General features: G+C 70.8%; 10 protein-coding genes and 1 pseudogene. 1 reads left to right on the top strand and 10 read right to left on the bottom strand.

Going from position 1 to position 13506, the window contains the following annotated elements; all coding sequences use genetic code 11:
- Positions 1-62: 62 nt before the first annotated feature.
- From ACZ5HG_RS07020 to ACZ5HG_RS06980, 9 genes are all read right to left on the bottom strand, one after another.
- Complete coding sequence (locus tag ACZ5HG_RS07020; RefSeq protein ID WP_464181346.1) at positions 63-764, bottom strand: ATP-dependent Clp protease proteolytic subunit; 702 nt, start codon at positions 762-764, stop codon at positions 63-65.
- 43 nt (positions 765-807) lie between these two features.
- On the bottom strand, positions 808-1431 hold the full coding sequence (locus ACZ5HG_RS07015; RefSeq protein WP_464181344.1) for an ATP-dependent Clp protease proteolytic subunit: 624 nt from the start codon (positions 1429-1431) through the stop codon (positions 808-810).
- Positions 1432-1734: 303 nt separating this feature from the next.
- Entirely contained in the window at positions 1735-3117 is a 1383-nt protein-coding gene (gene tig / locus ACZ5HG_RS07010; protein WP_464181341.1) for a trigger factor, read from the bottom strand.
- A gap of 258 nt (positions 3118-3375) precedes the next feature.
- Positions 3376-4944, bottom strand: a complete 1569-nt coding sequence (locus ACZ5HG_RS07005; protein ID WP_464181340.1) for an esterase/lipase family protein — start codon at positions 4942-4944, stop codon at positions 3376-3378.
- Positions 4945-5041: 97 nt separating this feature from the next.
- Positions 5042-5650, bottom strand: coding sequence for a hypothetical protein (locus ACZ5HG_RS07000; protein WP_464181339.1), 609 nt, complete (start codon positions 5648-5650; stop codon positions 5042-5044).
- Positions 5651-5902: 252 nt separating this feature from the next.
- Positions 5903-6373, bottom strand: a complete 471-nt coding sequence (locus tag ACZ5HG_RS06995) for a hypothetical protein (RefSeq protein WP_464181337.1) — start codon at positions 6371-6373, stop codon at positions 5903-5905.
- Entirely contained in the window at positions 6342-10361 is a 4020-nt protein-coding gene (locus tag ACZ5HG_RS06990; RefSeq protein WP_464181336.1) for a hypothetical protein, read from the bottom strand. Before ACZ5HG_RS06990 ends, ACZ5HG_RS06995 begins: the two co-directional genes overlap by 32 nt.
- Positions 10362-10463: 102 nt before the next feature.
- A complete protein-coding gene (locus tag ACZ5HG_RS06985) occupies positions 10464-10646 on the bottom strand; it encodes a LysM peptidoglycan-binding domain-containing protein (RefSeq protein ID WP_464181335.1) in 183 nt (60 codons plus the stop codon).
- 318 nt (positions 10647-10964) lie between these two features.
- The gene (locus tag ACZ5HG_RS06980; RefSeq protein ID WP_464181332.1) at positions 10965-11561 is read right to left on the bottom strand and encodes a hypothetical protein; all 597 of its coding nucleotides are present in this window, start codon (positions 11559-11561) and stop codon (positions 10965-10967) included.
- 372 nt (positions 11562-11933) lie between these two features.
- On the opposite strand from ACZ5HG_RS06980, the pseudogene ACZ5HG_RS06975 reads away from it, so the two are divergent.
- Positions 11934-12949 (top strand): annotated as a pseudogene (locus tag ACZ5HG_RS06975) (aldo/keto reductase).
- Between the two features lie 53 nt (positions 12950-13002).
- On the opposite strand, the gene ACZ5HG_RS06970 reads toward ACZ5HG_RS06975, so the two are convergent.
- Positions 13003-13383: a DUF2255 family protein gene (locus ACZ5HG_RS06970; protein WP_464181330.1), complete on the bottom strand. Its 381-nt coding sequence runs from the start codon at positions 13381-13383 to the stop codon at positions 13003-13005.
- Positions 13384-13506 lie beyond the last annotated feature (123 nt).

The raw sequence follows: 13506 nt of genomic DNA, 5'->3' as shown, positions 1-13506 counted from the left end.
GGGAGCGGGGGTGTTCCGCCCGTCGGACCCCTGGTCACGGGGCCCGACGGGCGGTCCAGCTGTCAGGAGGGCTCGACCACGGTGGGCTGCACGCCCTTGCGGCTGGTGAGCACCTGGTCCACGAGACCGTACACCAGCGCCTGAGCCGCCGTGAGGATCTTGTCGCGCTCGATGTCCTGCCGCACCTTGTCGATCGGCTGGTTCGTGTGGTGCGCGAGGGTTTCCTCGAGCCATTCGCGCATGCGGATCAGCTCGTTGGCGTGGATCTCGATGTCCGAGGCCTGCGCGTAGCCGCCACCCTCCATCGCGGGCTGGTGGATCAGCACGCGGGCGTTCGGCAGCGCGAGACGCTTGCCGGGGGTGCCGGAGGCGAGCAGCACGGCCGCGGCGGAGGCCGCCTGGCCGAGGCACACGGTGGCGATCTGCGGCTTGATGTACTGCATCGTGTCGTAGATCGCGGTCAGCGCGGTGAACGAGCCACCGGGCGAGTTGATGTACAGCGTGATGTCGCCGTCCGGGTCCGAGCTCTCCAGCACGAGCAGCTGGGCCATGACGTCGTCGGCCGACGCGTCGTCGACCTGGACGCCGAGGAAGATGATCCGGTCCTCGAACAGCTTGGTGTACGGGTCCTGGCGCTTGAAGCCGTAGGCGGTGCGCTCCTCGAACTGGGGCAGCACGTACCGGGCGCTCGGCGCGGCGGAGGTGGCGCCCCAGCCGCCGGCGAGCCGGCCGGCGCGGGCGATGAACTGCGACTCGGTGCTCACGGGTTCTCCTTGAGGTCTCGGGGTGTGGTCGTCGGGCGGGCCGTCAGGAGGCCTGCGTGCCGCCGCCACCGGTGACGGCACCGGCGTGGGTGACGACCTTGTCGACGAACCCGTACTCGAGGGCCTCGGGCGCGGTGAACCAGCGGTCGCGGTCCGAGTCGGCGGTGATCTGCTCGACGGTCTTGCCGGTCTGCTCGGCGATCAGGCCCGCCAGCACGGTCTTCATGTGCAGGATGAGCTGCGCGTTGATCCGCACGTCGGTGGCGGTGCCGCCGATGCCGCCGGAGGGCTGGTGCATCATCACGCGGGCGTGCGGGGTGGCGTAGCGCTTGCCCTTGGCCCCGGAGGACAGCAGGAACTGGCCCATCGAGGCCGCCATGCCCATCGCCACGGTGGCGACGTCCGGCTGGATGAACTGCATGGTGTCGTAGATCGCCATGCCCGCCGTGATCGACCCGCCGGGCGAGTTGATGTACAGGAAGATGTCCTTGTCCGGGTCCTCGGCGGCGAGCAGCATCATCTGCGCGCAGATCGCGTTCGCGTTCTCGTCGCGGACCTCCGACCCGAGCCAGATGATCCGCTCGCGGAGGAGCCGGTTGTAGATGCTGTCGTTGAGGCCGAGTCCGCCGGACTCTGCCCGGGCGATGGCCGGCGTCTGGTCGTTCACGAAGGCTCCCTCGTCAGGCTTCGGGTCCGTCCGGGGCACGCCCGGTGCGGACCTCTGAATGTCTTGCTTGCAGCGACCCTAACGCCCGGCCGGTCCGCCGTTCGTCCCGGTCGCGGCCCGTTTCGCTGTCGGCGCACCGGGCTCGCCCGGCGGAGGGCAGCGCGCTCGCCCGGCGGACGGCAGCGCGCTCGCCCGGCGGACGGCAGCGCGCTCGCCCGGCCGGGGCGGGCGCGCCCGGCGCGGTTGCGCGCAGGGCCCCGCGCCGACCAGCGGTGCGGGGCCCTGCGGGCGTCGTGCGGTGCGTCAGGCCGTGGCGTCCTCGGCGGGCGCCTCGTCAGCAGCCGTCTCGTCGGCGGTGGCCTCGGCCACGGCGGCCTCCAGCGCGGTCTGCGCGGCGTCGTCCTCGTCCGACCCGATGTACTCGGACAGGTCGACGGCGGTGCCGGCGGCGTCCACGATCGCCACGCGGCGCAGGGCCACGGCGAGCGCCTTGGAGCGCGCGACCTCGGCCACCATCGCGGGGATCTGGCCCTGCTGGTCGATCGTCTGGATGAAGGTGTTCGGGTCCATGCCGTACTGGCGGGACGCGCTCACCAGGTAGTCGACGAGCTCGCCCTGGGCGACCTTGACCTCGAGGTTCTCGGCCAGGGTGTCCAGCAGGATCTGGTTGCGCAGCGCGTCGGTCGCCTGCTCGGTGACCTCGGCGCGGTGCACCTCGTCCTCCAGGCGGCCCTCGGACTCCAGGTGACGGTGCACCTCGGTCTCGACGGCACCGGCCGGCACCGGGATCTCGATCTTCTCGAGCAGCTGCTCGAGCAGCACGTCGCGGGCCTGCACGGCCTGGTTCTGCGCCTTGATCCGGGCGACCTGCTCGCGCACGTCGGCCAGCAGCTCCTCGGCGGTGTCGAACTCCGAGGCCATCTGCGCGAAGTCGTCGTCCGCCTCCGGCAGGTCGCGCTGCTTGACGGCGGTCGCGGTGACCTTGACGTCGGCCTTCTCGCCGGCGTGCTCGCCGCCGACCAGCACGGTGGTGAAGGTGGTGGTCTCGCCCGCGGACAGGCCGGTCAGGGCCTCGTCCAGGCCGTCGAGCATGTTGCCCGAGCCGATCTGGTAGGAGACGCCGGAGACGGTGTCGACCTCCTCGCCGTCGATCGACGCGATCAGGTCGATCACCGCGAAGTCGGTGTCGGCGGCCGGGCGGTCCACGCCGACCAGGGTGCCGAAGCGCTCGCGCAGCGCGTCCAGGCGGGACTGCACGTCCTCCTCGGACACCTCGACGCCGTCCACCGTGACGGACAGGCCGTCCAGCTCCGGGACCTCGATCTCCGGGCGGACCTCGACCTCGGCGGTGAAGACCAGGTCACCGGTCTCCTCGCCCGGCACCAGGCCGGGGACCTTGGTGACCTCGACCTCGGGCTGACCCAGCGGGCGCAGCTTGTTGTCGCGGACGGCCTCGGCGTAGAAGCCGGACAGGCCCTCGTTGACGGCGTGCTCCATGACGGCCGGGCGGCCGACGCGCTGGTCGATGATGCGCGGCGGGACCTTGCCCCGACGGAAGCCCGGGATGTTCACGTCCTGGGCGATGTGCGAGTAGGCGTGGTCGATGCTCGGCTTGAGCTCGTCGTACGACACCTCGACGGTCAGCTTGACCTTGGTGGGCTCCAGGGTCTCGACGGCGCTCTTCACTTCAGTGATCTCCAACTGCTCGGACGACGTGCGCCGGGGGTCCGGCGAGGGGCGCTCACGCGCGCCGGACGGTCGAACCCCCTCGGCGGCACGCATCGGCGCGTGCGGGCATGGCTCGCCGCACCGGCCGGTCGATCTTACGCCACCGGGCCCGCGCCCTGCCAAAACCTCCCGCGCCCCGCGGATCGCCGAGTTGTCATCTCTTGTCGCTTGCCGGGCACCCGAAGCGACAAGAGATGACAACTCGATGGGACCGGGTCAGCCCGGCAGCGCGTGCGGACGGACGGTGAGGCGCACGGCGGCGTCCGCGCCGAGCAGGGGGCGCTGCGCGGCGGGGACGGGGACCTCGGCCAGCCACGATCCCGGCGCGGGGTCCTGGTCGGTCAGCGGTGCGTCGCCGGTCGGGTCGTGGTCGGCCAGCGGCTCCGCGATCGTGGACACCCAGGACGCCCATGCCCGCGGGGTCGTGGCGCCCGCCGCGCCGGGATCGATCGCGATGTCCACCACCAGCACGTCCTCCCACTCGGCGGTCTGCTCCAGGTGGTCGCGGAACGACAGCAGCCCGCCGCGCTCGCGCAGGGACAGCAGCCGCAGCGCCAGCACGTAGCGCATCGGCACCCCCGATCCCGGGTCCCTGCCCGCACGCGGCGCCCCGGTGAGCAGGTAGGACCGCGCCAGCGGCACCGGGTCCGACGGCCGGTCCGGCCCCGGCGGCGCACCGATCTGCACCGGGCACAGGTGCGCCGTGCTCTGCTCGTGCAGCCTCACTGGCAGCCCGCGCACCGACAGCGCGGTCTCCAGCTGCCAGGTCAGCCCCTCGGCCGTCGGCAGCCGCAGCCCGCTCAGCTCCGCGGACACTTCCAGGTCGCCGAGCAGGAACCGGTGCAGGTTCTGGTAGCCCTCCTCGGAGTTGACCATCCCGAACCGCCCGGAGTGGCTGCGGTGCACCAGCGCCCGCGGCGCCCCCGCGACCGCGGCGTTGTCGATCTGCACCAGCCCGTCCGAGCGCGGCCCCACCGCCCGCGCGGAGAGCCCGAGCGCGACGTCGTAGTCCTCCGGGTTGGTGCCGACCAGGCAGAAGATCCGCTCGGCCGGGAAGCCGCCGGACGGGATCACGCGGGCGTCGAACTCTCCCCCGTCGTCCCGGGCCCCCGCCGGCGTCAGGTAGGCACGCATCCGCGCCGGGCCGAACACGTCCGCCCCGTTGAACCCGGTCAGGTCCCGCAGCCGCTCGATCAGCCCGCCGCCGATCGCGAACTCGATCCCGCCGTGCGGCGTGCCGTAGGTGAACAGCCGCGCCACCGGGTCGACCCGGTCCGCAGGCCGCCCGGTGGCCTCCGGCAGCGACTTCTGCAGCATCGTCCGGGCGACCAGCCCGCCCATCGAGTGCGCCACCAGGAACACCTGCGGGGCGCCCGTGGCGTCGAGCACCAGGTCCACAAAGGCCAGCAGCGAGCGCCCCGCGCCCTCCATGCTGAACGGTGCGGCTCCCGGCGTCAGGTCGCTCGCGTGGTCGTCGTAGTAGCGGTGCACCCAGATCGAGGCCGGCTCGATCGACCCCGGTGCCTCCTGCGCCGCCTGCTCCAGCAGCCGCAGCTGGTCCCCCTGCACCCGCAGCACGTAGCCGTGGTCGGTCATCAGCCGGAGCAGCGGGCTCTCGAACTGGTGGAACACCGGCCGGTCCTCGCCGCTGACCCGCACCTGCACCGAGCCGTCGTTGAAGCCGTTGAACGGATCGGTGACCGCGGCGTTGATCCCGGACGGGCCGCCGGCGTAGCCGCGCAGGTAGATGATCGGCAGCCTGCTCTGCGAGGTCGCGATGACCATGACGCCCCCCTGACGGTCGCACCGCCTCGTGCGGCCGTCAGGGGTCAGTTTACGCCGATCCGGATATACCGGACAGGGTCCTCCTGAATCAGGTCCGTCACGGGAGGAACTGGACGTGCGTGATCTGGAAGTGGTCGTCGTAGTCGTAGGTCTCTTCGCCGAAGACGTACCAGTTGTAGTCAGGAATTCCGTGCCACGCGCTCCAGTACGCGCCGTTGCCGACCATGTACTTCACCCGACCCGTGTAGCCCCCGGGCTGGAGCGCGACGGTGCCCGGCTCGCCATAGCTGTGAACCGGGGTCGCCAACGCGAGCGTGCCTGCCGTGCCGATGAAGCACTGGTAGGTCGAGACCGCGCGAATCTTGTATGAATTGGTCGTGCAGTCGGACTTGATCACCATCGGCGTGATCCCCCCAGGATTCTGGAGCACCGGAGGAGCGACGGAGATGCTCTCGAACGCGTCGGCGAACAGCTCATGCTCGACCCGCGACTGCGCAACCTGGGTGGCGCGTACGTCTGCCGGCAGCGAGGCCCAGAGCTCCTGCTGGTCGGCGACCTCGGCAGCCGAAGCACCGAGGGCCAAGAGCTCGTCGACGGTGACGAGGGTCGCTCCTTCCGGGATGGAGACGGTCGCACTCTCGACCGGCGGAACGGCGGGCTCGGGCGAGGCCATCGCCGCCGGTGCGGAAACGACGAGCGCAGCCACCGCGCCAACCACTGTGGCAAGATGCGTGATTCGTGATGACGTGGACATTCTTTCTCCCCTGTTCGCGATCACTGTCGGAATCAACGTCCGACAAGGATCACACTAGGCTTCCACCAACACGCGCGCAGCGCTTTCACATATTCATCTCGTCACATCGCGATCGACGTACCGGCCTGCATCGCACCGCCCTCCCGTGCAGATTCCACGGCCCGGTCGCCCAACGCCTCCCGACGCGTGGCGCGGACACGCGCTCTAGTCGAGCGTGACCCCGACGAGCGACTTGCCGGGCGGAGCGGTGATCCGCTCCGGACAGCCCGCGTCGACCATCGACGCCGCCCCATCGCCGCTCACCGTCAGCTCGACGCAGAGGCGCGCGTACACGGTCGCCCCAGTAGTGCCGCCGCCCGCCTGCCCCCAGTCGAGGTAGCCCAGCACGACCCCGCCGACGGTGTCCGGCGACTCCCGGACGACCACCGCGCGGTCCGATGCGACCAGGACCGCCACCATCTCCGCCGCGTCGAGCGCCCCCGCCGATGCGGCACGCTCGACGTCCAGCCGGTCGAGCCGCGCCAGGTCACGCACCCGTGCGGTGGCGATCTCCTCGGCCTCGCGGCGCTGCGACCCCGAGATCGCACACCCCCCGAGGCCGAGGGCCACCAGAAGGCCGACGAGCGCGACCAGACCCGCCGCCTTACCACCCCAGCTCGGAGAGGCGACGCTCAAGAGCATCCGCATAGAGCTCGTACCCTCCGATCTTCGGATGGAAGGACTGCTGCGAGGCGATTCCCGACTCCTCACCCGCGGTGGTCGTGGTGATCACCGCATGGATCATCTCAGGGTTGCCGCCCGCACCCTTGCCTGCGAAGTCGCTCTGCGGGTCGGCGAACGCCGCCACGCTGGCGTTGCCGCTGACACCGACCGATGCGTTGAATTCGTCGACGGCCTCGGCCATTCCCGCGTTCAGCGCCGACGCCATCTCGACGGTGAATGCTCGTTCCTCGATCGTCACCAGCGTGGAGCCGTCGCCCGCGATCACCGCCGGGTAGCCCATGAGGACGATCTTGGCATTGGGCGCTCGGTCGTGGATCGCCTGCAGGGTGGTCGAGATCGACGGTTTGACGAAGTCGTCGATCCGCGCTTGGTACACCTGGTAGAGCGGTGCGCCGTCGTCACCGAAGATGTGCGACCGGCAGGAGATGATCTTCGGGTCCACGCACGCCAGGATGATGTCGGCGAATCCGAAGTCGTTGCCCCCGATCGAGTACGTGACCAGGGTCGTGTCCTCGTTGAGGTATCCCTGGTCGATCTGCGTGGGCTCGCCGTACTGCCCACGGTTCGTGGTCTGCCTCGCGTCCGCGTAGACCGAGTCGTCCAGCGCTGTCGTGCGGGTCGCCAAGATGTTGTGCACCTCGGCGCCGCTGCACGCGACCAGGTGGTAGTCCAGGGTTGGGTCGAGCGCGTCCGCCCGGGCCCCCACCGTGGCCACAGCACCGTCGAGCTGGGCGACCCGGGACCAGGTGAACGGCGAGCGGTGGCACCCGTTGCGGAGCGGGCCGTTGTTCCCGTTGTTGTTCGAGACGGAGTAGTAGTCGACACCGCCGGACGCCGAACCTCCCTCGCCTGAGGAATACGAGTCCCCCAGCGCGACGACGATGTCCGCCGGCTTCTGCGCGAGCGGCTCGAAGGCGACGGCGTCGAAGGCGACGTCCTGGTTGGTCACGACGAGGTTGCCCTGGCCGTCCTTCCAGAAGCCGTCCCCGCTCCAGGTCTCGGTCGAGAGCGTGACCGAGGGCACGCCGTCGATCTCGAAGACGCCGAGGCTCATCCACGAGTTGGTCCCGACACGTTGTGGGAGCGTCCGCTCGCTCGTCCCCCCGTTGCCGTCCGACACCGTATAGCGGGCGTCCTGCGCGTGCGCACCTACGTCCGGGATGTGCACCAGGACCCGTGCCCACTGCTGGAGGCTGCGATCGAGGGTCCAGGTCCCCGAGATCTTCATGCTGCCCTCGCGGATGTCGTCGGTGCGGGCATGGCCGAACCAGAAGTGCCCGTCATACCCGCCGCCGACCTGATGGAGATCGACCTTGGACGGGAAGTCCCCGCCGCGTCGGGCGAAGTCGAAGCTGAAGGTCCCTGCCGAGGTCGAGGACCGGGAGCAACCAGGGCGGACGATCGGCGCCGACGCGGGGATGTCGTCGATCACAAGCGCACCGGCCGGCAGGCCAGACCGGGTGCACGCCGGCGGATAGGAGTTCCCGTTCGCCTGCTCAGCCAGGTAGGTGTTGTCGAACCGCCACAACTCACGCCCGCATGTGGTGCTGCAACTGTCCTTCCAGGTCACGGGGCCGTGGTACCAGCACTTCCCGTCGTACTGCCCCGCGGCGTTCTTGTGCTGGCAAGGACCGACCGGGTACCCGTCGATCCCCGGAGCCTGCCCGGTCTGGTTCGTGCCCGGGTAGCAGTCGTTGGTGTCGAAGCAGAAGGTGTTGATCGGCGGCTTCGAGGTCTCTCGGTTGCCGGTCGGGTCGGTACCCACCCAGTAGGCGGCGCGGAAGCCCGCCACCGGGGTCAGCGGGGCCTCGTAGAGCGTAGGCGGCGAGGCGGCGAAGCCGATGACCTTCTCGGGGTAAGGCCAGTTCTGCGGATTCGCTGCGTCGGCCTGCAACGCCATGAAGCGTCCGCGCGTGGCAGGGAAGCTCGGATTCGCCGGGTTGTTGCCCCAGCCGACACCCCAGGCGCCGTTGCGGTCCTGGGTGAATCGCGCGGACTCCGGGTAGAGACCGGAATTGTACGCCCAGATCGCGAAGAACCAGTTCTCGATGCGTGCCGGGTTGCCGTCGTTGACGATCAGACCTGCTGCACGGGTCTGGTTCCACTTCTCGGCGAGCATGTTGGTCGCCAGTGCGATGTTGACCGTGTAATCCAGCGCGATGGCGCGCTGGGTAGCGTACGGGTACGACGCCACACCGGTGCCGACGTACTCCGGTAGGCGCATTCCGTCGGTGATCTGCCCCACACCATAGCCGCAGTCTGACTTGTCCCAGTCGACATCCCAGCGGGCGAGGTCGGACGGCGCGTCGAAGTCGAGCCCGTAGAAGTTGCCGGTGAGCGGGTTGCCGGTCATGCCTGGCATCACGCTGCCGGTCGCCTGCCAGAGGTTGGACTCCTGTGCGAGCACGCCGAGCACGACCTGCGACGGGATGCGGGTGCCGGCCGCAGAACCGTCGAGCTGGACCAACGGGAACATCCCCTGCGGCGTGTACGCCGGCATTCCGAGGTTGTTCCAGTTGGCCGGGCGCTGGATGTCCAGGGTGTCGGACACCGCCCGGTTGACCGCCCACTCGACCTGCCGCGGCTTGGGCTGGAGCGCCTGGTTCTGCGGGTCGTTGCGCGGGACGGAGCAGGTGCGCTCCGCCTCGACCGGGTCATGAGGATCACCGGCAGGACGCGCTGCGGCGACCCCTGCGCGCGCCGAGGTGTCCGCCGCGTCCTCAGCCGCCGGCGCCGAGCCTGGTGCCTCCGACGGCGCGATGACGGTGGCCACCGGGGTCGCGACGCCCCGCAGCGCCACCTGGTCGTCGCCCTCTCTGTCCAGCACCGTGAGCGCGAGCTCCGTCGGCGCCGCCGTGAGGTCGAGGGTCGTCCCGGCCGGGACCACCGAGTCGAGCACGGCCAGGGAGGTGCCGTGCACGCTCACCTCAGCCTGCGCGGGCGCATCGACGAGCTCGACGTCCGTAGGCAGGTCGGAGATCGCGCGGGCGTCGCCGGTGACCAGGACACGCCCCTCGCTCGTGCTGGTCACGCCGACGTCGCCCAGCGGTGCCTCGGCGAAGGCCTCGGCCGTGACGACCGGGCCGTCGCCCCGCAGGTCGGCCGGTGCCAGGCGCGCGATCTGTGCGAGGTCGCCATCGTGGTCGAGGTAGACGAGCCCGCCCTCGGCGTCCAGCACCAGCTCGGAGGCCGTCGCCGTCGTCGCGGCGACCGCGGTCACGCTCGCGTCGTCCTCGACGCGGACGAGGGTCCCGCCGGCCGCGCCGACGATGCCGGCCTCGGTGGGGATCGCCGAGGTGATCGTCGTGGCGACCTCGACCTGCTGCGTGACCTCGCCCGTGCCGACATCGATCACGCTGAGGAGCGTCGCGTCGATGCTCTCGCCGCCCGACGCGGTGAGCACCGCGTCGTCCCCGGCACCGCACCCCGGGGAGAAGTACTCAAGCGACGAGCGCGCCGTGCTGGTCGTCACCGCACCGGTCTCGAGGTCGACGACTGCGACCAGCGCGCCGCGCAGGAAGAGCTGCTCGTCGTTCGTGAACGCGCGGGGCGCGTATGCCACCACCAGGTGCACCCCGTCCGCCGCGAGACAGCCGTTGCCGATCCACCGGTCCGTCTCGACGCCGTCGGCACCGAGGGTGGCGACAGTCTCGGACGAGAAGCCTGCGTCGGCGCGCGCCACGACGACGTGCAGTCCCGAGGGGTCGCCGACCAGCCGCCAGGAGAAGTCGTCCGACTGTTCCCACTCGTCCCCGACGATGCGGTCTGCCTGCGCCGAGGTCAACCGATCCGGCCGCCCGGCGTCCACCGCGGCGGCCGGCTCGGAATCATCCACCGGCGGCGACGACGCCTCGGCAGAAAGGGGCACCCCGGACCCTGCGATGAGTGCGGCGACGAACGTCGCCATCATCCTGCGTCGCCGCAGCGTCACCTTCTTCACGCCGTTTCCCCCTCGATCAACAAGTCATTCACGAGCGACGCGAGCGGAGTATTCCGCGACGCGGAGACGACACCCTGGAGACGTCGGAGGGCGTCGGAGCGGTCAGCCGACCTGGTCTCCCGGGCCGACTCCAGACGGGAGCACGAGCGCGTCTCCCGGGACCAGCGGCCCCGTGTTGTTCACGCCACCGAGCAGGTTGAGCGCGAGTCCGAGCGGGTCGTCCGGGTAGAACCGCGCCGCGATCCTCGCCAGCTCGTCGCCCTCGACCACGGTGTAGGTGAGCATCCCGTCGACTTGCGGACCGACGGACCCTCCCGCCCCCGGCGCCTCGCCGGTGTCGCGGAGCGGATGGGCAGGCAGGGCGACGCCGGAGGCCGCGTCGGGCCACGACGGGGTCGCGGTGACGGCCGGCTCGGGCGGGGCGGGTGCCGCCGTCGGCGGTGACGCGGGCGCCGGAGTGCTCGCCCGCGTCGGCGGCTGCTCGACCGGGACCGGATCCCGCGCCTCGCACGCCGCCACAGTCGCTGTGACCAGCAGGGCGAGCACGACCGGCACAACGTGTCGTCGCCGAATCCGAGCCCAGGTCAGCATGGCTGTGCGCACCTACGCGCCAGGATTCAGGGTCACCCTGTCGAAGCCGGTGGGGTTGAAGCCCGAGTCCGCGAAGTAGAAGCACGTGCTGTTGTAGGCGTAAGGACCGCGCAGGGTGGAGGTGTAGCTGCCGCTCCAGGTCTGGTAGCGGATCTGCCCCCGGTTGTTGCCCGGGCACACGCCGATCACCTTGTCGAGCATCAGGTAGTCGAGCTGGGACTTCGCCACGGACAAGGTTCCGACGCCCCGGTAGCAGAGACTGTAGTAGGTGGCGTCGGCGTACTTCGTGAACAGCACCCTGTAGTTCGACGCGGTGCAGCCCTCCTCGGTCGTCATCGGCGAGATCCCGCCGTGACCTGGCACGGGCGCGTCAGGGAAAGGGTTGGCGATCGACGCACCGGTCTCTTCGTCGAACCAGTCGAGCGTCGAGGGATCGATCGCCTCGACACCGACCACCGCGACTCCCCGGTCCGGCGAGCCGACGTCGGCAGCCCCCGCTGGCACCGTCACGGCGAGCGTCATCATGGCGGCACACATCGTCCCGAGCACAATCTTAGCAGCGAATCGCATAAGCCCCCCTGTTCGTTCCTCGACCACGATCTCGCGCATCGGCGGACCTGGATCGAACAATGGCGCCCGACGCCACGGCTTCGTGCATTTGCAGACGATCATGCCGCGCGCCACGAACCACAGAGGACGGATTCCTGTGTGACGTGGATCACACGATCCTTCACCGGTCAGCCGGACGATCGCTACAAGTGTCGGCACCGTTATCGGCACGCACTACGTCGGCGCTCCAGGGGGCCCGCCGGGATGAGGGGACCCGAACCCGCGACGGACACTGCGGACCTCACCACGATCGACGCGGCCGCTCGCCCACCGGGGTAGCGACAGACCCTCCCACCACCTGCCCCGATCTCCCTACGGTCGAGGAGCACCGGGTGCACCAGGCCCGGTCCGAGCAGGGAAGAAGGAACGCTCATGCAGCTGCGACCGCTGGGACGCACCGGCGTCCAGGTCAGCCCGTTGTGCCTCGGCGCGATGATGTTCGCCCGTGGGGCAACGACGACCGCGCCGACGCCACCCGGATCATCCACCGCGCGCTCGACGCCGGGATCAACGTCGTCGACACCGCGGACGTGTACTCCGCCGGGGTGTCCGAGGAGATCGTCGGCGAGGCGCTGAAGGGTCGACGCGACGAGGTGGTGCTCGCCACCAAGTTCTTCATGCCGATGGGCGCCGACCCGAACGCCCGCGGCGGCTCGCGCCGGTGGGTCGTGCGCGCGGTGGAGGACTCGCTGCGCCGGCTCGGCACCGACCACATCGACCTGTACCAGGTGCACCGGCCCGACCCGGCGGTGGACGTCGAGGAGACCCTCGGCGCGCTGACCGACCTGGTCCGTCAGGGCAAGGTCCGGTACATCGGCTCGTCCTCCTACGCCGCCTCGCAGGTGGTGGAGGCGCAGCGGGCCTCCCGCGAGCGCCGCCTGGAGCGCTTCGTCACCGAGCAGCCGCCGTACTCGATCCTGGTGCGCGGCATCGAGGAGGACGTGCTGCCGACCCTCCAGCGCTACGGCATGGGATCGCTGGTCTACTCCCCGCTGTCCGGCGGCTGGCTGTCCGGGCGGTGGCGGGCGGACAACCCGCCGACCCCGGCGTCCACGGCCCGCCCCGGTGCGCGCTTCGACATGAGCCTGCCGGACAACGTCCGCAAGCTCGCCGCCGTCGAGCAGCTCGCGCTGCTGGCCGAGGAGGCCGGCCTCAGCCTGCTCGAGATGTCGATCGCCTTCGTGATCAACCACCCGGGCGTGACCGCCGCGATCGTCGGCCCGCGCACGATGGAGCAGCTGGAGTCCTACCTGCCGGCCGCGGAGATCACCCTGCCCGCCGACGTGCTGGACCGGATCGACCAGATCGTCGCCCCCGGCGTCACGCTGAACCCGGTGGACAACTCCTACGGCACGCACGAGCTCGCCCCGGCGGCGCGTCGGCGCTGACCGCGGGGACGACGACGGGGCGGGCGCCGATCGGCACCCCGCCCCGTCGCTGCTCAGGCGGCGGCCGGGATCAGACGCAACGTGCCCGGGTGCGCAGACGCCCCGGTGATCGCCCCGACCGGCCCCGGCCCGTAGCGGTCGTACTTCGTGTGCAGGGCCGCGTCGACCCCGGCGTGCACCTCGTCCTCCGGCTGCTCGAACGTGACGTCCCGCGCCACGCCGCCGGCCTCGATCCGCCCGCTGCCGGACGCCACCGCACGCCGGAACCACGGGTTGTCCACGCCGTGCGCGGACCGGACGTAGACCTCGTCGCCGCTGCGGGCCACCCAGATCGTCACGAAGCCGCGCAGCGTCCCGTCGGAGCGGCGCGAGGCGATCCGCAGCTCGTCGGCCCGCCCGATCCGGGTCAGCTCGTCGGGGGTCCAGGTGGTCATCGTGTGCTCCTCGTCGCGGCGGACGCGTGCGGGTCGCGCGTCCGTCCAGCACGGTAGGTCGGCGGCGGTGAGCGGAGGAGGCACTGGCGTTACCTGTCAGCGGCGTCGGGCCGGGGGCTCGGC

The organism is Cellulomonas sp. GTC20042, assembly GCF_055389595.1.
The sequence above is the reverse complement of the archived record's forward strand: the minus strand, read 5'-3'. Positions and strand labels throughout refer to the sequence as shown.